This is a genomic window from Clostridium sp. B9 (assembly GCF_050509515.1).
In the GTDB taxonomy this organism is placed as follows: Bacteria; Bacillota; Clostridia; order Clostridiales; family Clostridiaceae; genus Sarcina.
In genome coordinates this window covers 418,934-439,794 of record NZ_JBNWKA010000003.1, presented here as the reverse complement: position 1 = coordinate 439,794, position 20,861 = coordinate 418,934, and the positions used below count along the sequence as shown (strand labels likewise).

Sequence of the window (20,861 nt, the reverse complement as noted above, 5' to 3'; positions counted from 1 at the left end):
TCGAAACCTTATACCTTACATACTATTAATTAGTAATCTTATTTATTCTAAAAGCTGATTAATTCTTTCATTTTATTAGGAATATTCTCTATAATTTCAGTTGCACAAACTGAAAAATGATTATTAGATAACTCTTCTCCTATATACCCATGTATATAAGCACCTAAAATAGCTCCATCAAAAACATTTAATCCTTGCCCTATTAGAGATGCTATTATTCCTGTTAAAGTATCTCCCATACCACCAGATGCCATTGCACTATTTCCAGTAGTATTTATAAACACATTTTCTCCATCTGTAATTACTGTATTATATCCTTTTAAAAGAACTACCACTTTATTTTTCTTTGCATAGCTTTTAGCAACTTCTATACGATTGCTTTCAACCTCTTTAATTGATGTATTTATTAATCTTGCCATTTCCCCAGGGTGAGGAGTTATAACTATCTTACCTTTATTTTTCTCTATTAGCTTTTTGTCTTTCGCCAATGCATTTATTCCATCTGCATCAATTACTATATTACCTTTATAAACTTCTAGAATTTCACTTAACTTTTGTAATGTTAAGTCATCATTCCCCATTCCAGGACCAAATGCAATCACATCAGCACTTTCAACTAAATTTTTGTATTCATCCCAAAATGTATATCTTCCAGTCATAGCTTCATTTAACTTTATTGCTAATTCACTTTGAACATCTTCATGAGTTAATAAAGTAACCAATCCACTTCCACTTTTTATTGCTGCTTTAGTAGTCATGTATGCAGCTCCTATAAACCCCTTATGCCCTGCTATTACCAAACATTTACCATATGTACCTTTATGTCCAAACTTATCTCTTAAAGGAAACTTTTCTCTTACATATTGTATATCTGTAAATCTCATCTTATCTGAGTTTTTATAAATTATTTCCTTTGGAATTCCTATGTCAACAGTTTCTATTTCACCAGTATATTCAAAAGCCTTATAATTTAAGAACCCTTTCTTATAAACTTGGAACGTTACGGTTTTATCTGCTTTAACTGCACAACCTAAAACTTCTCCAGTATCTGAGTCTACTCCTGAAGGCACATCTATTGAAATAGTAATTTTACTACTTCTATTTATGCATTCAATAACTTCTGAATATATCCCAGATACCACTCTTTTAAGCCCTGTTCCAAAAATCCCATCTATAATAACCTGGCTTTTTATTATGTCATGTTCTAATCTTTCTATATCGCTAACTTTAGAAATATTTTTAATCTCTACACCTAGACTTTCTAATATATTAAGATTTATCTGATAATCCTCTGATCCACACTTTTTCTTTTCTAATATATGTACATAAATCTTTTTACCCTTATTTAACAGATGTCTTGCAATGCCTAATGCATCACCACCATTATTACCTCTTCCAGAAATAATAGTAAAACTTTCTTTAGTTAAATCAATACTGTCTAAGAATTTAATAACAGCATTCTCCATCAAAACTATACTTGGCATATTAAACGCTTCTATATATTCTCTATCCATACTCCTTATACTATTTGAGCTGCATATTTCCATAATACTAAACCTCCAACATAGCATATGCAACTGCACTGCTATTATTATGAGAAATACTTAAATGTATTCTTAAAGTATTATTTCCTGCTAACTCATTTCCTATAAGCTTAGCTCCATTATGTAAAGTAACAATAGGTTTCCCCTTGCTATCCCTTAAAACTTCTATATCTTTAAAAGAGAATCCCCTTATTCCAGTTCCTAGTGCTTTACTTATAGCTTCTTTTGCTGCAAAGTTACCAGCTATAACTTCACTATTCATTGATCTACTTGAAAAATATGCTCTTTCATTTTCTGTAAAAATTTTATTAATGAAGCTTTTAGTATTCTGAATAGCCTTTCCTATTCTTTCTATTTCTATTATGTCAACGCCTATACCTACTATCATAGAGATCCTCCTATAAACTTATAATCTATCTCATATGATACTACTACCAAGCAAAATCAGCTACACACATATCTACATCTTCACCTATAACATCTATTAGATGTATAGGTGAAACTTCAAATTTATACAGTTTACTAACTAACTCTTCTACCTTGTCCACATTCGGAGATATAATTTCTACTACATCTCTCTCTATATTAGTTAAAACTTCATCTCTAAAGTCTTTTCTTTCAACCTCGATACCATAAACCTTAGTATCTCTTAAACAGGTTTCTATTAATCTATAACAAAATTTGTAACACATATCTTCTAAAATTACTTCTTTACACAAATTTCTTATAACCCTCATGAATATCCTCCTTATTTCCCCACTTTATATGCATGTACACATCAATTATCTTTATATTATCATCTTTATTTGAAAAAACATGTCAAATCCTGAATCTGAAATATATTTTTTTATCGTTATTTAACGACATAACTCTCATAATATGGTTCCAAAATTGTTTTTATTTGTATTTTTCTGAGAATATTTATATTTTTTTATTTATATTTTTTTATTTAAGAATAAAAATACAACAAACTTTATGAAAACGATATAATAACTGAAATTTATCCACTTTTTATATAATTAGCAATATTTATCGAATTATATAATTATGTAATAATTCTTTTTGTAATCGTTATATAAAAGGTTAATATGAGGGGGATTTTCTATGGCAAACAAACAAAAAAATCGTAAGCGTAGAAGAGCGTTATTATCAGTTTTTGCAGCATTTGCATTTTCATTTAACGCACTTGGAAAAATAACTTACGCAACGCCAAAACATACTACAAATGCTGTTAACTACGTACAAACTCAAAAAGAAGCTTCAAACTCAATTCAGAACCAACCAATCTCATCTTATTGGTATCCAGAAGATTTATTAAAATGGAGTGCTAGCACAGATAATGACGTAAACTTCAACAAAAGTACTGTACCTTTAGCACAAAGAGTCGAAAAGGAGAAATTAGATACTATCAATGACACTCAAAATAAAGATGTCAAAGTTGTGGCAATATCAATAATGAATGCTAATACTAGTGGTAACCCATCACAAGGCTCAAATAAGTTTAGCTCTAACACATTCTCTTACTGGCAATACATAGACAAGTTAGTTTATTGGGGAGGATCAGCTGGTGAAGGATTAATAGTTCCTCCAAGTCCAGATGTTACTGATTCTGCTCATAGAAATGGTGTTCCTGTTTTAGGTACTGTATTCTTCCCTATGACTGCTCATGGTGGAAAAATGGAATGGCTTGATCAATTCCTTCAAAAAGATGCAAATGGTAACTTCCCTATCGTTGATAAGCTAATAGAAGTTGCTGAAACTTATGGTTTTGATGGTTGGTTCATAAACCAAGAAACTGAAGGAACTGAAAAAGAACCTTTAACACCAGAACATGCACAGCTTATGCAAGAACTAATAAAACAATTTAAAGCTAAATCTAATGATAAATTTGAAATCATGTGGTATGATTCAATGACTAAAGAAGGAGAAATGGATTGGCAGAATGCTTTAACTGATAAGAATGAATACTTCTTATTAGATGGAGACAAGAATAAAGTTGCTGATAGTATGTTCCTAAACTTTTGGTGGACATACAATAGTTTAAAAGATAAAGATTTATTAAGAGTATCTAATGAAAAAGCTAAAGAAATAGGAATAAATCCTTATGATCTTTATGCTGGAATAGATGTTCAAGCAAATGGATATAAAACACCTCTTAGATGGACTCACTATCAAAGAGATAACCAAGCCCCATTTACTTCATTAGGATTATATTGCCCAAGTTGGACTTACTTTGATTCTAAAACTCCAGAGCAATTCCAAGAAAATGAAAGTAGATTATGGGTTAATGAGCATGGCAATCCAGCAATTCCTACTAATGCTGAAGGATTTCATTGGAGAGGAATATCAACTTATGCTGTTGAGAAAAGTGCTGTAACAAACTTACCATTCACAACAAACTTCAATATGGGTAATGGATATGACTTCTACGTTGATGGTAATAAAGTAACTACCCAAGATTGGAACAATAGAAGTTTAAATGACATAATGCCAACTTATAGATGGGTTATATCCAACGAAGAAAATAATAATGTAAAAGCTGATATAGACTACACTACTGCTTACTATGGTGGTAACTCAATTAAACTTTCAGGATATTTAGCTGAAGGAAAATCTTCTACTATAAAACTTTATAGTGCTGATTTATCTTTACCTGAAGGAGTACAATTCACTACTACTGCTAAGGCTAGTGGAGACACTGTAAGTATGGACTTAGTTCTTACATTCCATGATGGTACTGAAGCTACTATAGCTGGAGATAAAAAACTAGGAACTGATTGGTCAAAGGTTACTTATGATGTATCACCTTATGTAGGAAAATCAGTAAAAACTATTTCTTATAAAGTATCAAGCCCTGTATGTGTTGATAACTTCTCAGCTAATTTAGGTAATATAACTATTGAAACACCTAATTCAAGCTCATTAGTTAATATATCAAACACTAAAATAGATGATGTTGACTTCAAGGATGGAATCTATGCAGGTACTAGACTTTCATGGAGCCCAGAAGGAACTGCTTCTGATGTTCATCACTATGAAGTTTACAGAGTAATGGAAGATGGAAGCAAAGTATTATTGGGTGCTACTCCAAATACTAATTACTATGTTGGAGACCTAAGAAGAAACGGAAAAGAAAAATCTACTACATTTGAAGTAGTTGCTGTTAACAAAAACTACAATAGAGGAAATGGTCAAACAGTTAATATGGAATGGCCTGATTATCCTGCTCCAACAGCTTCATTTGAAGTTTCAAATACTTTAATAGCTCCTGGACAATCAGTAACATTCAAAAATACAAGTTCAGAAGTTACAGAAGCCATCGAATGGAAATTCCCTGGTGCTACAGTTGAAACTAGCACAGAGCAAAATCCAACTGTAACTTATGAAAAAGAAGGAGTTTACCCAGTAATTCTTACTGCTAAAAACTCTTCAGGTGAAAATGTTGAGACTAAAACTGAACTTATCACTGTTACTAATGCAGCCAAGGATGGTTTAGTTAACTTATCATTAAACAAGCCTGCTACGGCTTCAAGCTTTGTTAATGATAATGAAGCTCCTCAATTTGCTCTAGATGGCGACGTTAAAACTAAATGGTGTGCTGTTGGATCAGCTCCTCATACTTTAACTATAGATTTAGGAGATGTTAAAACTATAGGAGAATTAGAAATAAACCACGCTCAAGCTGGTGGTGAAAGTAGCGGCATGAATAGTAAAGCTTATTCTTTAGAAGTTAGTAATGATGGCGAAAACTTTACTCCAGTATTGAATGTAACAGACAACACTAAAGGAACAAGCAATGATGCATTCCCTGTTACAAAAGCTAGATATGTTAGATTAAATGTTATTCAGCCTACTCAAGGAGCAGACTCTGCGGCTAGAATCTATGAAGTAGCTGTTAAAGGATTAGACGAAAATGTTGAATTACCTCCTGTGGTTGATCCAGAGAATCCTGAACCACCTGTAGAGCCTCCAGTGGAACCTCCAGTTGATCCAGGCAATCCAGATCCTCCAGTTGATCCTGGAAAACCTGAACCACCTGTAGACCCTGAAAAGCCTGAGCCTCCTGTGGAGCCTGAAAAACCAGAACCTCCATCTGAGAAGCCAGTTTCTCCAACTAACTTAATAAGTAAAGAAGTTTCTCATAACAGTGCTTTATTAAGCTGGAAAGCCCCTGAAAATGCCGATGCAATTCAAGAGTATGCAGTTTACCAAGATGGTAAAGAACTTGGAAGAATTCCAGCTGATAAACCACTTGAATTCTTGGCTAAAGATTTAGCTCCTAATACTAAATACAAATTCGAAGTATCTTCTTTCGATAAAAATGGTAACGAGTCAGATAAAACTGCTTTAGAAGTTACTACTAACAAGAAAGATGGTAGCCTTCCTAACACAGGCTCACCAATAGGTGCTGGTGCTTTAGCTACTACTGGAGTTGCTATATCTGCTCTAGGTGCTTTCTTAACATTAAAGAAAAAGAAAAAATAACCATAAAAATACACATAGGAATTAATGTTCCTATGTGTATTTTTTATAATATGATCTATGCTTTTGATCTATCGTGAACATTCCAAGTAAATGATAAAAATATAATTGCTAGTATACTTGAAATCATAAGCACAATAAATCCACCATTCCAACTAAATTTATCAACTACAGCTCCAATAGCAACCTCTGCTAATACTTGTCCACCCATATATCCAAATAGTCCAGTAAATCCAGCTGCTGTACCTGCGGCTTTTTTAGGAACCAAGTCTAATGCGCTTACCCCTATTAACATAACAGGACCATATATTAATGCACCAATTGATGCTAAAGCACAATTTATTACAAATGGATCTGCACTCTTCCAATAAATAAATACTCCAATACAAACACCCACCATACAGAAGATACCAAGTGGTGCTCTTCTGCCATGAAAAACCTTATCACTAAGCCATCCAATTAATATAGTTCCTGGTATCGCTGCATATTCAAATAATGCAAATGCTACAGATGATTGTTTCATACTAAAGTGTCTTACTTCTTCTAAGTATGTTGGAACCCAATTTATAACTCCATATCTAACTAAATAAACAAATATATTCGCTATTGCTATTGCCCATAAATATTTGTTATTTAAAACATATTTAAATAATATTTCTTTTCCTGATAACTCTCTTTCTCTATCATCAACATTTACCTTCGGATAATCATCTTTATATTCCTCAATTGGAGGTAATCCAACAGATTGAGGAGTATCCTTTGCAAATATCATATATAATATGTCATATACCCAATGTAAATACTTAAAAAAACCTATATTCTATATCTTTTATATGTAGAATCTATCTTATCTTTTGGTAGTCTTTCAATAGGTTTGGCTGGTTTTAAAAATTCTAACATATCTCTCACCTTTCTCTGTATACCCTAAATAAAAAACCACAGAAATATAGCCTTAAATATATTTCTGTGGTTTTCTCTCATAATCTCTTAACCATTTTATATTATTCATTTATTTTATTGATAAAGTTATCCCACTTTAGAATATCATATTAAGAAAACATTTACAAGTTTTAATAAAATATTTTTATTCTTCAGTAATATTTATCATGAAAAATATCAAAATGCACTTGCAAAAATCGTTCAATTCACCTTGAAAATTGTCTGAAAATTCCCAATTATCTTTTAGTTTAAAATTGGGTTAACACTGCATAAATTCTATTTACTTTTAAATCTAAAAGTGTATAATTAATAGTGTCAATTAATAAATAATATTACTTGATATTATTAATTAATTAAAGGTTTTTATGCTTAATTTATATAGATTCAATAATTTTTTATTCTATTATTTAACATACTAGAATTATTTATTGGTAACCCTATATACTAAAGCTAGATTTATTTGTTTATTTTATAATTTTAATTGTATTATAATTCTTAATTAATAAAAAATATTATAATTTTGAAGGGAGGTAGCTGCATATTATTCTACAAAAAATATGTAGCGTATGTAGTGAAGCACTTAAATATTAAAGAAGATTTATTTTGGGTTGGGGCATTAGATCCAAACCTTAGAGTATTTGACATAATAATGTACACACCTTATGGAACAACATATAACTCATATGTTGTTAAAGGTAGCGAAAAAACTGCTGTTTTTGAAACAGTAAAGGCTGAGTTCTTTGATCAGTATACATCAAGATTAAAAGACTTAGGTGTTGAGCCTTCAGAAATTGACTATATCGTGGTAAGCCACACTGAACCTGACCATGCTGGTTCTATTGGAAAATTATTAGATTTAGCTCCAAATGCTAAAATCGTTGCATCACCAACTGCTATAGGATATATCAAAGAAATCATAAACAGAGACTTTGAATCAATTCCTGTAAAAGAAGGAGATACATTATCACTTGGAAATAAAACTTTAAAATTCATGTCAGTTCCTCAATTACATTGGCCTGATACAATCTACACTTATGTAGAAGAAGATAAAGCTCTTATTACTTGTGACTCATTTGGAAGCCACTATTCTTGTGAAGAAATGTTTGATGATTTAATTCCAAATCAAGAAAATTACATGGAAGCTTTAAGATACTATTATGATTGCATAATGGGACCTTTCAAACCATTTGTTTTAAAAGCAATTGACAAAATAAAAGATTTAGATATCGATGTTATTTGTCCTGGACATGGTCCAATCTTAAGATCTAACCCACAAAAAATAGTTGATCTTTACAAAGAATGGAGTACTCCAGCTCCAGCTAACGAAGTTAAAAAAGCTTCAATATTCTACGTATCAGCTTATGGCTATACTAAAGAATTAGCTGAGAAAATAGCTGAAGGAATAAAATCAACTGGAAATATAAATGTTAACCTATATAATATAATCGAACATGATATGGCTGAATTAGTCGGTGAAGTTGGTTCATCAGATGCTATATTATTTGGTTCTCCAACAATCGTAAATGAACTTGTTGAGCCTGTAAGAGATTTAATGAGTAAACTTAACCCAGTTGTTCATGGTGGAAAAATAGCCGGTGCTTTCGGTTCATATGGATGGAGCGGTGAGGCTGTACCAAGAATTGAGACTAGATTAAAAGAATTAAGAATGAAAATGCCTGTTGAAGGATTAAAAGTTAAATTTAGAGCGTCTGAAGAAGAAGCTAAAAAAGCTTTCGATTTTGGTGCTGAAATAGGAAATGCTTTAAAATAATATTTTAAATCTAACAAAAAGCATTAGTAAAATATTTGAATGTTTTACTAATGCTTTTTTATTTATATAATAAATCAATTAAAATTCATGATCTACTCTATCATTTGTAAAATTAACCGATTTAAAATCTTCAACAGATACTTCAATAATGTATCTCCTCTTACCTTCATTATCCTCAAAACTTCTTGTTATAAGTCTTCCACTTACACTAAGCAAATCTCCCTTTTTTAAGTATTTACAAGCTATCTCAGCTTTTTTCTCCCACATTATTATAGGTATAAAATCTTTTTTTCTTTCTCCATTTGACGATTTAAAATTTCTTGAAACTGCTATGGTGAATTTGGTATATACCTTTTCTCCACCCTCAACATATCTTAATTCTGGATCTTTTACTAAACGACCTAATAAAACTATTTTATTCATACAATATATCCTCCTATATAAAACTATTTGATATTTTAACCATAAAAGTAAAATTTATACCACAAAATAAATTTAATCTATTTCTTTTAGTAAAATTTTTACTTATAATATTATTAGAATAATAAAATTTGGAGGTATTATTATGGCAATTTTAGTTTGCGGTGGTGCTGGTTACATTGGTAGCCATATGGTTGCAGAACTACTTGAAAATAATAAAGAGGTCGTTATTTTAGATAACTTTGAAAAAGGACATGAAGATGCTATTCTTGGCGGCAAATTATATAAAGGTGATTTAAGAGACAGATCTATATTAGATAAGGTATTTACCGAAAATGATATCGAAGCTGTTATAGACTTTGCTGCATACTCTCTTGTTGGTGAAAGTATGACAGAACCATTAAAGTACTTTAATAACAATGTTTCAGGAACTATTTCTCTTTTAGAAGCTATGAGAGATCACAATGTTAAATATATTGTATTCTCTTCTACAGCTGCTACTTATGGGGAGCCTGAAAACATTCCAATATTAGAAAGTGATAAAAATATTCCAACTAATGCTTACGGAGAGTCAAAACTTCTTGTTGAAAAGATTTTAAAATGGTGTGACACTTGCTATGGTATTAAATATACTGCTTTAAGATACTTTAATGCAGCTGGTGCTCACATAAACGGTAAAATTGGTGAAGATCATTCTCCTGAGACTCATTTAATTCCATTAATATTACAAGTTGCTTTAGGAAAAAGAGATAAAATCATGATGTTTGGTGATGATTATAATACTAAAGATGGTACTTGTGTAAGAGACTATATCCACGTTTCCGACTTAGCTTCTGCACACTCATTAGCTTTAGAAAGACTTATGAACGGTGGCGAAAGTAGAATATATAACCTTGGTAATGGTACTGGTTTTACTGTTAAAGAAGTTGTGGATGTAGCTAGGAAAGTAACTGGACACCCTATTCCTGCTGAAGTTGCTCCTAGAAGAGCTGGTGACCCAGCTACATTAATAGCATCATCCGATAAGGCTATAGAAGAGTTAAACTGGAAACCTAAATTCAACTCTTTAGAAACTATTATAGATACTGCTTGGAATTGGCATAAAAACCATCCAAATGGATACGAAAAATAATTTTTTCAAACAAAAAAGACATCTTTTCAGATGTCTTTTTTGTTATTTAATAATTTAGTTTATTCTTCTCCGCTAGAACTGCATTTATTTCTCCTCCTAATATTAATATTAGAGAAGTTATGAACATCCATGTCATAAACATAAATACAGCTCCCAAACTTCCATATAACCTTGAATAATTACTAAAATTATTTACATAATAAGCAAATATATAAGATACCGATATCCATCCTAAGGTTGTTATGACTGCACCTGGAATAACCTCAAGCCATCCTAATCTTATGCATGGCGTTGCATTGTATAAAAACATAAAGAATAGTATCATTATAAAAATAACTATTATATATCTTAAAAGGTTCCATAAGAAATATAATATATCTGGATGTTCAAAGACTCTCAGTAAAAAATCTCCTATTACATCTCCAAATACAAATAAAAATAATGTTGCTACTACTACTACAGCTAAAAATATAGTATAGATAATTGAAATTATTTTTAATTTAATATAAGACCTAGTTTCTTTTACTCCATATGCCTTATTCAATCCTTTTATAACAGCTTTAAATCCTGATGAAGATACCCAGATAGCTAAGCCTATACTTATCCATAACAATCCAGCTTGCTCTCCATCCACAATTTCTATAACTGTACTTTGTATTAATTCATAAGCAGCCGTTGGCATTATATTGCTTAACATGTGAAGTATGTAATCACTATTCAAATGACTAAAGCCTATCAAAGTCATTAAAAACATTAAAAAAGGTATAAATGCTAGAATGATATAATAAGCTAATTGCGCACCTAAAGCAAATATATCGTCTTCGTTTATTTTTTTTATAAACATAGCAATAAATATTATGGCTTTTCTTAAAAAACTTTTTGATTTTGCTTTCATAACCTACTCCTTATAAAATAGTACCAATATTAACTATTAGCATTAACTCTTTTAATTATACATATTTCTAATTAAGATGTATAATTAATAAAAATGTAACTTTTCTGTTAATGAATAGGAATACAATTAAAATAGTTAAATATGTAAAAATTTATGAAGGTTGGTGAAACTAATGTCGAAAGGCAAACACACACAAGAGAATAATCCAGCTAAGAAAAAAAGTAAAACTAAAATAATAGTGTTATCATTATTCTTCATTTTACTTATTAGTATAGGATTAGGAGCAGCATATGTGTACTCTACACTTAATAAAATGGATATAAAAGAGATTGCACAAGATGATAAATCTTTAGGTATCGATGAAAATAATAAGGACTTATTCAATGATGGTATACTTAATATTGCACTTTTTGGAATAGATAGTAGAGATCATAACTTTGTAGGTAGATCAGATGCTGTTATGGTTGCAACTATTGATACTAAACATAATAAAATAAAGCTTACTTCTTTAATGAGAGATAGCTATGTTGATGTAGATGGGCATGGAAAAACTAAATTAACACATGCTTATGCATATGGCGGCCCTACTTTAGCTATAAAAACTATAAATCAAAACTTTGGACTTAATATAAAAGATTATGTTTCTGTTAACTTCGATAATTTAACAAAAATAATTGATGATATTGGTGGTATACAAATAAATATAAAATCTTACGAAGTTAATGAAGTTAATAAATACATACAAAATGTTGCTCAAATAACTGGTGAACAATATAATCCAGTCCATGAAGGTGAACAAACTTTAGATGGTGTTCAAGCAGTTGGATATTCTAGAGTTCGTTATGTTGGTGATGGAGATTATGAAAGAACTCAAAGACAAAGAAATGTTTTAGATGGAATAATCAAAAAGCTTTCTAGCCTAAGTGTTACTGAGTACCCAGCAACAATCAGCAAGCTTATGCCTTATGTTGAGACAAACCTTACACCATCAAAAATACTTGATATTGCTAAGGAAGTTGCTTCTACTGGAATCCCACCTGTAGAAAATATGAGATTCCCACTTGATGGATATTGTAAAGGCGAAATGATTGATGGTACATGGTACTTAACATTTGATGAAGCTGCAACAAAAGAACAAATTCAAAATTATATATATAAAGATATAAAACCACAAGCAAAATAGTTTAATAATTAACTAGCTAGAAAATAATCTTTAACAGATTGTTTTCTAGCTTTTTTACTATACCTTAATAGTGATATAATATATAAAAATAGAACTATTCTGAAAGGATGAGATTATGATTTACAATCTTGAAAACGAACACTTAAATATATCCTTAAGTAATCATGGTGGTGAATTACATAGCATAAAAGGTAAAAAGGATAACACAGAATTCTTATGGACTGGAGATGAAGCATACTGGAAATATCACGCACCAATATTATTCCCTATAGTTGGTAAAGTATTTGATGGTAAATATATAGTTGATGGACAAACTTATGAACTGCCTCAACATGGACTTGCTAGAGTTCGTGACTTTGAAATGATAGAAAAAACTTCTAACTCAGTATCATTTGAACTTAAATATTCTGAAGATACATTAAAAGTATATCCTTTTAAGTTTTCACTAGTGATAAAATATACTCTAAATGATAAAAACTTAAAAATAGATTATATAGTTAAAAACTTAGATAATAAAGAAATGTTCTTCTCAGTAGGTGCACATCCAGCATTTATGTGCCCTATAGAAAATGATAATTTTGAAGATTATTACTTCGAATTTGATAAAAAAGAAAATGCTAGTTTAATGCAATTAACTAATACTGGATATTTTTCAAAGGAAGAAATTCCATTCTTAGAAAATGAAAATAAAATAAACCTTTCATTTGATTTATTTAAAAATGATGCTTTAGTATTCAAAAACTTAAATTCAACTAAAATATCATTAAAATCAAAAAATCATAATAAATATTTAGAGTTTGACTTCAATAACTTCCCATATTTAGGCTTATGGACAAAAGCTACTGGTGCTCCATTTGTTTGTATAGAGCCTTGGTTTGGACATGCAGACTTTGATGGATTCCAAGGTGAGTTTAAAGATAAAGCTGGAATACAATCACTTATGCCTAATAAATCATTCTCATGTAGTTATAACATATCATTCTTTGAATAAAATAAAAAAAGTTGAAGTCTTTACTTCAACTTTTTTTATTCTTCTTCTTTATGATATCCATTAACTATTTTTTGCACTATCTTTTTTACAACGCTAGCATGTGCAATTAAAGCCATAACAGTTAAAAAAGTTTCTATACAATCTCTTTCTTCTTCTTTTATATCAGAGACTTTAATAATTTCTTCTATTTTATCGTTATCAACTATTGGAGTATCTAAGAATCTCTTGATGCTTTCTTCTTGTACTTCTCCAAACATTTTATAAGCCGTTTCCCATGATATTATGTCATCAGTTCTGTCATTAATATCATTAAATGCTAGAGCAAATACTTTTTTTATTTCATCAGTTTTTAATAATGGTCTCATATAGCTTAATAAAACTAATTGAGCCAAATGAACTTTTGTATATCCGCGTTTTTTGCCATCCTCTGGTTTTGATATCACTTCACTTTTAATATAATTTTGTACTATATTATTAGTGAATTTATCTTCTGTAAACTTATCATTAAGATAATCTATAACTTGTGATAGAAATAAATCATACTTTGGTAACTCATCATAAGAAACCATACTACTCTTTGACATTTCTTCAGCAAGAATTTTTATTTGATCAGCATTAAAATTATTAATTTCCATAAGCACACCTCAAATTTCGTTGTAAACCCTTAATATGTATTATATAGTATTTATAATCACATTACAAGTTAATACCCTCTCTTTTATCTTGCAATGCACATATTGGTTAATAAAATTCATAATTTAAAATAATTTTTCTCAAAATAAAGTACTCTTATCTTATATTTAATCCTATTAAAGTAAAAAATATTCAATGTTTTTTTAAAGAAATTTAAATATATTTTATTTTTGTACATTTAAATATTCATTCTATAAAATTAAAAATGTTAATTTTTCTATTTTTTTGATATTTTCATAATATTTTTTTATTTTTTTAAATTACGATAAACAAACTATATACTCAATCATAGAATATTATATATAATAAATAAATTGTCATACGACATTTTTATTATTTTTTTCCAATTTTATTTCATATATCTATTCAATGAAATTAATTAATATATATTTCAACAAATTTCATATTAATTTATAAACTATTATTGCATTTTTTTGAAATTATGTTAAAAGAAAGTAAGTTGTAATATGTAAAAATAATTCATCTTTACCTTGACTTTTCAAAAAAATGGTAGTATATTGAATATATAATTGGTTGAGAATAAAAAAATTGTAAACAAACATTTTTTTTGACAAAACATGTTGACTTAATATTACAAGTTTGTTAATATTATAATGCGTTTTGTCGAAAGTTGTAAAATGCAAGGAGGAAGTATAATGAAATCAACAGGTGTAGTAAGAAGAGTAGACGAATTAGGAAGAATAGTTATTCCTATAGAGTTAAGAAGAACATTAGATATCGCAGAGAAAGATGCTTTAGAAATCTATGTAGATGGAGAGCAAATCATATTAAAGAAATATGAGCCAGCATGTATCTTCTGTGGAGATGCAAGAGATGTTGTTAACTACAAAGGTAAAAACATCTGCCAAAAATGTTTAGATGAATTAAAAAAATAGTAATTAACTTATTTAAATAAATAATTAATTAACCATTTTAACCCTAACCAATAATAATTTTTTAACACTATATCCCCTTATAGTGTTAAAGCACTTCATAATCCCCTATGAAGTGCTTTATTTTTTTATTAGGCCATGTTTAAAAAAAAAACGGTACAAAGCCCTCTCTTTATTAACTCTGTACCATTTATCTCATTATATATCTAATGAAAATTTATAAATTTCTGACTTAGCAACTCCTCTATCTTTAGCAACTTGCTTTATAGCATCTTTTTTCTTCATACCTTCATTATCTATATAGTGAATAATATGCTCTTCTATTGTCATATCACTCCATTTAGCTGTATTTTCAGCCTCTATTTCTTCTTCTGTTTTCCCTGATATTACACAAACAAACTCTCCCTTTGGAGCATTTTCTTCAAAATAAAGTTTAGCCTCTTCCATAGTTCCTCTATAGATTTCTTCATGTAACTTAGTTAACTCTCTACAAACCGCTACTTTTCTATTTCCTAAACCTTCTTTTAAATTATCTAATGTATCTATTATTCTATATGGTGATTCATATATTATAATAGTCTCTGTTCTATCTTTTATATCTTCAATAAATGCTCTTTTATCTTTATTCTCTCTTGGGAAAAACCCTTTAAACATAAATTTACTTGTATCTAATCCTGAATATATAAGTGCAGTTGTAAATGCTGTAGCTCCAGGAAGAACCTCAAATTCTATTCCTTCCTCTATACATTTCTCAACTACAACACTACCTGGATCTGAAATACCTGGTGTGCCTGCATCACTTACTATAGCTACATTAAGACCATCCTTTACTCTTCTAAGTATTTCATCACCTTTTCCTTGCTCATTATGCTTGTGATAACTCATTAAAGGCTTTTTTATCTCAAAATGGTTTAAAAGCTTTAAAGTCTGTCTTGTATCCTCAGCAGCTATTAAATCAGCATTTTTAAGCACCTCTAAAGCTCTTAATGTTATATCTCCTAAATTCCCTATAGGTGTTGGTACTAAATAAACCTTACTCATTTATTTGTTCTCCCTTCCATATATTCTATCTATTTCTTCGCTATATCCACCTTCATCTTTATAAACATATAGAGGTGGTTCCCACTTTAAAAATGCCCCTCCATCTCTTTGTCCTTCAACCAAAACAATATTGGCTGCTTTCTTAGTATTAGGATGAACCATTCTAACTCTCTTAGGCTCTATTTTATATTTTCTCATAAGACAAAATATATCTGCTAACCTTTCTGGTCTATGTACCATGTATAGTCTTCCATTATCCTTTAAAAATCTTCTGCTTGAAGCTATTACATCTTCTAATGTACACATTATCTCATGTCTAGCTATAGCAAGCTTATCATGCGGATTAACTATACCAGCATTACTTAATTTATATGGTGGATTCACTGTAACAACATCAAATTTAGGTAATGATTTGCTAAGCTCTTTATCTTTTAAATCCCCACAAACAAAAGAAACTCTCTCCTCAACCTTATTAATCTTTACGCTTCTTTGAGCCATTTCAGCAAACTCTTCTTGAATCTCTATTCCCATAACTTCTTTTGGATTTTTCTTACCGTAGATAACAAAAGGAATTATTCCTGTTCCTGTACATAAATCTAATACAGAATGTTTTTTATTTACATTAGCAAAATTAGCTAACAAAACAGCATCTACTCCGAATCTAAACCCTTCTTTTTTCTGAATTAAATGTAACCCATTTAACTGTAAATCATCTAGAGTTTCATCTTCATTAACTAAAGTTAAATCTAACTCATTAAAAGTTTCACTCATCTTTCACACTCACCTTTATATTTATATGTAAACCTCATAATATTTTTATGAGATTTAGTTAATTATCATAGTCTATATTATAGCATATAGTTAATGTTCTTAATCCTATCCAGAAAGATTATAACAGTCTCACTAATCAAAAACAAACTTATACCTTAAATTGCTTATTGAATTTAACATTAATTTTGTACTATTACTAAAAAACTATTAAAATAAATACTAATTCAAATACAAAAAAATATGCCAAACAGTTTACAATTAAGCATACTGTTTGGCATAAATATATTCTAATTATAATAATCTTCTAGCTGTTGTGTAATTATAGATTGGTCCTACTACTACCCCAACTCCTGGTCTAGCAGCATGAATCATTTGTCCGTTTCCAACATATATTCCAACGTGTCCTGGAGATGATGCTGGACCATTAGTAAATACTAAGTCACCTGGTTGTAATTGATCTCTTGATACATATCTACCTTGATTTACCTGTGTATAAGTAGTTCTTGTTATTTCCATACCTGCGGCATGTCTATAAACATAACTAGTAAATCCTGAACAGTCAAATGCATCAGGACCTGTTGCTCCAAATACATAAGGTCTTCCTATGAATTGATATGCATAAGAAATTATGCTTGATGCTGAACCAGAATCTGGAGGTGTTACTGTTCCACCACCTGATGTATTACCACCACTTGATGAGTTTCCACCATTATTTACATCTCCACCTCTATTAGGTGCATTACTTGAATCAGCAGCTGCTTGTTTCTCTGAAATTAAGTTCTTAGCTTTTTCTATAGCTTGAACACATTCCTCATCTACTGCTGGAGTTTTTATTTGATTTCTTAACCCTTTTAAAGCAGTAACAGCTTGGTTTAAGTCGTTTATTGAACTATCTGAGTTTATTTTAGCAACCCAAGGTTCTATTAATTGTCTTTCTAATGGAGCTAACTCTCCAACAACCTTCTCTTGCTCAGTTTTCATTTCTTTAATAACGCCTTCTTGTTCAGCTTTCATTTTATCTAACTCAGCTATTTGAGCTTTAGTATCCTTGTTAAGCTTTTCTAACTCAGCAGTCTTATCTTCTAACTCTTTAACTTGGTTATCTAACTTTGACTTTTCAGTACTTAACTCATCGATAACTTGCTTATCCATACCCATAACTTTACTTATAGCTTGTACTTTTGATAAGAAATCGCCAATTCCATTAGAATCCAATAAAGCTCCTAAGTAGTTTGCTTGTCCACCACTTTTATAAGTAGCTCTTATTCTTTGGCCTAAAACTTCTTGTTGCTTTTCTATTTTCTTTTTAGATTCTTCTATTTGAACCTTAACTGTTGAAATTTCTTCTTCAGTTTTTTTCATTTCATCTTCATTCTTCTGAACTTGGAAGAATAAAGGTTCTATTTTCGCTGTTAAACCATCTATTTTATTTTCTAATTCTCTTATTTTATCATTTATTTCTGCATATTTATCTTGGCTTTGTTCCATTTGTTGCTTTTGACTATCCGTAAGTGGAGTTGCGAATACACTTTGTCCTACCCCGAATGTCATTGTAGCAGCAAGAACTGTTGAAATTATTTTCTTCTTCATATCAACTTGCTCCCATTTAATGAAAAATAGGAACTCATCCCTCCCCTATGTTAAAAGTTTTATACATCTTATTATAGCATTTGAAACCTTTTTGTAACAATATAAAATTGTCACTTTTAGCTTAAATACATAGATTTTTCTCACTTTTTTTACAGTTATTTAACTTTTTCTTACATTTTTATCCTATTTAGATGCTCTATTAGCTATTATTCTTTGAATTATAGAACCACCAATTATAACAACAACAAAGGCTATTTTAACAGAATTACCACTAACGAAATTTTCAATCGCCCCTAAAATAGTACCTAAAAATCCTATAAATATGTTTCCAAGAGCATTAACTTGTATGTACTTTGCATTATATTTTCCTACTTGCTTTTCACCATCAAATCTCTTCTTGTTTGCAAATAAAACTATCCCAACAACTATTAATAAGAAACTAGCTGCTAGCATAACTATTGATGCCATACTCATTTGTTTCACCTCATCTTTATTATTTTAAATCACTATATATCATTATAACACCATAATCAAAATATCCTATATTTTAATGAAATATAATGTCTTTGTGCTTATTTTAAATTTTTTAAACTTTTTTTATTTTTTCTGTTGACATTATATTTATTTGCCCTTATAATAATAAATGTCGCCGGGGTGTGGCGCAGATGGGAGCGCGCGTGGTTTGGGACCATGAGGTCGCAGGTTCGATCCCTGTCACCCCGACCATAAAGGAATTGCAAAAGCAATTCCTTTTTTTTATTTTAGCAAACTTATATCTGAAAATATATTTAGAAATACCATGAACTCAAAACAAGAGCATAAAATTAAGACTATAGCAAACCTAATTTATAAAGTAAAATAAATCTACTCTATAAACATAGATTTAATATAGCCTATATTAAATCATTCTATTTTATATCTACTAATGTATATATACTTTCTATTATTTTCTTATACTCTAATAACTTTTCTCTGTATTCTTTATTTTCTTCTCTTAAATCATTATTTTCTTCTTTTAATTTCTCTAACTCCTTATTTCCTTCATCTATAATCTTAAATAAGGTTAAATACTCTTCCTTTAATTTAACAAGCATATCATTAAGACTCTCAACCTTTTCTTCTACATTTATAATATCTTCTGGCTTATCAATTTCATTCTCTATATAATTATCATCAAACTCATCAACTACTGTTGTTTCTGAAATACTATCCATAAGAGTCAAAACCTTTAATGAGTACTCATCTCCTGGAGCCCATAATCCAGATAAATCCTCAACATATTTACAAACACCAAAAAGATATTGAAAATGCTTAGGATCAGTAGTATTAGTTTTAGGATATCCTATTGCTCCTGCATATAGAGCCAGATGATCTAAATGTGCATAGATTCCTTCTTTCCACGTTGAAAATTTAGCATGCGCCTCTGATGAATCCTCCGTAGCCACAGCTGTCTTTAATCCACAAGGGTTCTTAAATGACTCCTTCACCACTCCACCAAATTTTCCATATCCAGTTTCCAATGCAGCCTGTGCATAAGCCATAACTGGATTTACTCCTCCACATTCTTTATATAGCTTCCAATACAAATCAGCTAGTCCAATAAAAGTTTTCGTAGCACCCCTATCCTTAGCCCATTGCTTAGCTTGATTTTTACTTTCTAAAGGCTCATTTATTATATTAGTTTTTATATCAGACATCTCATATCCCTCACTTATAGCATTACTATTAATATTTAATACTTGTCCCTTGCCTAAATACTCTAAAATTCCATTTGCTAATCCCTGAGCAATTTTTTCTTTAAAATTATAGTCTTTAAGTAAATTTTCCTCTTTAGGATTGCTTAAAAAACATACTTTTACTAAAGTGGCTGCATTACTTAAGCCCTCTATCTCTCTATACTTTTCATTATTAATCCCAATACTAGGCAAATTAGTTTCCTTACTCAAACTATATTTTATATGTTCACTTATCCTTCTTCCTTCCTCTGAAGATTTAAGGAAAAATATTTCTGTTCCTTCCTTCATTAAGTCATTACTACTATTGAAATGAACAGAAATAAAACACTTAGAACTTAGACTTTTAGCTATTTTATTTCTTTCATTATCAGTTAAGTACATATCATCTCTTCTAGTAAGCTTAACTGATATATTATGTTTTTTTAGAATAGCTTCACAAGCCTTACATACATATAGAGTACATTCTTTCTCCTTTATGCCATTTATACCACTTGCTCCAACATCATGTCCTCCATGGCCAGGATCTAAAATCACCTCAATCATTACTATCCCCTATTATAAAATGCTATCACTAAAGTATATTCTACTGTTACCTTTTTATTCTAAATTATCTTTAACTTCATCATTTAGAAATTGATTGAATTCCTCTTCTAAATATCTATCTTCCTTGGCTGCTGCCTTGAATAAAGCTAAATAAAACATGTAAATTAATATAACTACTACACTAAAAAATATATATTTCATAAATATCACCTTTTCTAAATTTATTATCTATATAAA

18 protein-coding genes, 1 tRNA gene and 1 pseudogene are annotated in these 20,861 nt (G+C 29.9%); 7 read left to right on the top strand and 13 right to left on the bottom strand.

Features of this window, described 5'->3' with window-relative positions; all coding sequences use genetic code 11:
• Positions 1 to 47: 47 nt before the first annotated feature.
• From ACQZHJ_RS02075 to ACQZHJ_RS02065, 3 genes are read right to left on the bottom strand one after another with little or no spacing between them, the layout of a single operon-like run.
• Positions 48 to 1,547: an NAD(P)H-hydrate dehydratase gene (locus ACQZHJ_RS02075; protein WP_430483887.1), complete on the bottom strand. Its 1,500-nt coding sequence runs from the start codon at positions 1,545 to 1,547 to the stop codon at positions 48 to 50.
• Between the two features lie 4 nt (positions 1,548 to 1,551).
• Entirely contained in the window at positions 1,552 to 1,932 is a 381-nt protein-coding gene (gene acpS, locus ACQZHJ_RS02070) for a holo-ACP synthase (protein ID WP_430483886.1), read from the bottom strand.
• A 43-nt stretch (positions 1,933 to 1,975) separates the two neighbouring features.
• A complete protein-coding gene (locus ACQZHJ_RS02065) occupies positions 1,976 to 2,281 on the bottom strand; it encodes a DUF6514 family protein (RefSeq protein ID WP_430483885.1) in 306 nt (101 codons plus the stop codon).
• A gap of 367 nt (positions 2,282 to 2,648) precedes the next feature.
• On the opposite strand from ACQZHJ_RS02065, the gene ACQZHJ_RS02060 reads away from it, so the two are divergent.
• Positions 2,649 to 6,029 (top strand): endo-beta-N-acetylglucosaminidase, encoded by a 3,381-nt coding sequence (locus ACQZHJ_RS02060; protein WP_430483884.1) that lies wholly within the window; start codon positions 2,649 to 2,651, stop codon positions 6,027 to 6,029.
• A gap of 55 nt (positions 6,030 to 6,084) precedes the next feature.
• On the opposite strand, the pseudogene ACQZHJ_RS02055 reads toward ACQZHJ_RS02060, so the two are convergent.
• A pseudogene (locus tag ACQZHJ_RS02055) lies at positions 6,085 to 6,807 on the bottom strand (MFS transporter); the annotation flags it as partial.
• Between the two features lie 729 nt (positions 6,808 to 7,536).
• Here ACQZHJ_RS02055 and ACQZHJ_RS02050 point away from each other — a divergent pair.
• The gene (locus tag ACQZHJ_RS02050) at positions 7,537 to 8,736 is read left to right on the top strand and encodes an FprA family A-type flavoprotein (protein ID WP_430483883.1); all 1,200 of its coding nucleotides are present in this window, start codon (positions 7,537 to 7,539) and stop codon (positions 8,734 to 8,736) included.
• A 78-nt stretch (positions 8,737 to 8,814) separates the two neighbouring features.
• Here the strand turns inward: ACQZHJ_RS02050 and ACQZHJ_RS02045 are convergent, their stop codons facing one another.
• Positions 8,815 to 9,159 (bottom strand): single-stranded DNA-binding protein, encoded by a 345-nt coding sequence (locus tag ACQZHJ_RS02045; RefSeq protein WP_430483882.1) that lies wholly within the window; start codon positions 9,157 to 9,159, stop codon positions 8,815 to 8,817.
• Between the two features lie 142 nt (positions 9,160 to 9,301).
• Here ACQZHJ_RS02045 and galE point away from each other — a divergent pair, with 142 nt between their 5' ends.
• The gene (galE, locus tag ACQZHJ_RS02040) at positions 9,302 to 10,288 is read left to right on the top strand and encodes a UDP-glucose 4-epimerase GalE (protein WP_430483881.1); all 987 of its coding nucleotides are present in this window, start codon (positions 9,302 to 9,304) and stop codon (positions 10,286 to 10,288) included.
• 46 nt (positions 10,289 to 10,334) lie between these two features.
• Here galE and ACQZHJ_RS02035 read toward each other — a convergent pair whose 3' ends face one another.
• Positions 10,335 to 11,183: a YihY/virulence factor BrkB family protein gene (locus tag ACQZHJ_RS02035; protein ID WP_430483880.1), complete on the bottom strand. Its 849-nt coding sequence runs from the start codon at positions 11,181 to 11,183 to the stop codon at positions 10,335 to 10,337.
• Between the two features lie 172 nt (positions 11,184 to 11,355).
• On the opposite strand from ACQZHJ_RS02035, the gene ACQZHJ_RS02030 reads away from it, so the two are divergent.
• A complete protein-coding gene (locus tag ACQZHJ_RS02030; protein WP_430483879.1) occupies positions 11,356 to 12,366 on the top strand; it encodes an LCP family protein in 1,011 nt (336 codons plus the stop codon).
• Positions 12,367 to 12,481: 115 nt separating this feature from the next.
• The gene (locus tag ACQZHJ_RS02025) at positions 12,482 to 13,357 is read left to right on the top strand and encodes an aldose 1-epimerase family protein (RefSeq protein WP_430483878.1); all 876 of its coding nucleotides are present in this window, start codon (positions 12,482 to 12,484) and stop codon (positions 13,355 to 13,357) included.
• A gap of 35 nt (positions 13,358 to 13,392) precedes the next feature.
• Here the strand turns inward: ACQZHJ_RS02025 and ACQZHJ_RS02020 are convergent, their stop codons facing one another.
• Positions 13,393 to 13,992, bottom strand: coding sequence for a DUF1836 domain-containing protein (locus ACQZHJ_RS02020; RefSeq protein WP_430483877.1), 600 nt, complete (start codon positions 13,990 to 13,992; stop codon positions 13,393 to 13,395).
• Positions 13,993 to 14,706: 714 nt separating this feature from the next.
• Between ACQZHJ_RS02020 and ACQZHJ_RS02015 the strand changes: the two genes are divergently transcribed.
• A complete protein-coding gene (locus ACQZHJ_RS02015) occupies positions 14,707 to 14,946 on the top strand; it encodes an AbrB/MazE/SpoVT family DNA-binding domain-containing protein (protein ID WP_003476163.1) in 240 nt (79 codons plus the stop codon).
• 195 nt (positions 14,947 to 15,141) lie between these two features.
• Here the strand turns inward: ACQZHJ_RS02015 and rsmI are convergent, their stop codons facing one another.
• The 4 genes from rsmI to ACQZHJ_RS01995 form a co-directional block, all read right to left on the bottom strand.
• A complete protein-coding gene (rsmI, locus tag ACQZHJ_RS02010; protein ID WP_430483876.1) occupies positions 15,142 to 15,984 on the bottom strand; it encodes a 16S rRNA (cytidine(1402)-2'-O)-methyltransferase in 843 nt (280 codons plus the stop codon).
• The gene (locus tag ACQZHJ_RS02005) at positions 15,985 to 16,755 is read right to left on the bottom strand and encodes a tRNA1(Val) (adenine(37)-N6)-methyltransferase (protein ID WP_430483875.1); all 771 of its coding nucleotides are present in this window, start codon (positions 16,753 to 16,755) and stop codon (positions 15,985 to 15,987) included.
• Positions 16,756 to 17,046: 291 nt separating this feature from the next.
• Complete coding sequence (locus tag ACQZHJ_RS02000) at positions 17,047 to 18,345, bottom strand: NlpC/P60 family protein (RefSeq protein ID WP_430483874.1); 1,299 nt, start codon at positions 18,343 to 18,345, stop codon at positions 17,047 to 17,049.
• 183 nt (positions 18,346 to 18,528) lie between these two features.
• Positions 18,529 to 18,819 carry a hypothetical protein gene (locus ACQZHJ_RS01995; protein WP_430483873.1) on the bottom strand — a complete coding sequence of 97 codons (291 nt, stop codon included), beginning with the start codon at positions 18,817 to 18,819 and terminating at the stop codon, positions 18,529 to 18,531.
• 176 nt (positions 18,820 to 18,995) lie between these two features.
• On the opposite strand from ACQZHJ_RS01995, the gene ACQZHJ_RS01990 reads away from it, so the two are divergent.
• Positions 18,996 to 19,071, top strand: a tRNA-Pro gene (locus ACQZHJ_RS01990).
• Between the two features lie 182 nt (positions 19,072 to 19,253).
• On the opposite strand, the gene ACQZHJ_RS01985 is transcribed toward ACQZHJ_RS01990, so the two are convergent.
• Together ACQZHJ_RS01985 and ACQZHJ_RS01980 are read right to left on the bottom strand one after the other, a co-directional pair.
• Entirely contained in the window at positions 19,254 to 20,624 is a 1,371-nt protein-coding gene (locus ACQZHJ_RS01985) for an N-acetylmuramoyl-L-alanine amidase (RefSeq protein ID WP_430483872.1), read from the bottom strand.
• Between the two features lie 54 nt (positions 20,625 to 20,678).
• Positions 20,679 to 20,825 carry a hypothetical protein gene (locus ACQZHJ_RS01980; RefSeq protein WP_430483871.1) on the bottom strand — a complete coding sequence of 49 codons (147 nt, stop codon included), beginning with the start codon at positions 20,823 to 20,825 and terminating at the stop codon, positions 20,679 to 20,681.
• Between the last annotated feature and the right edge of the window lie 36 nt (positions 20,826 to 20,861).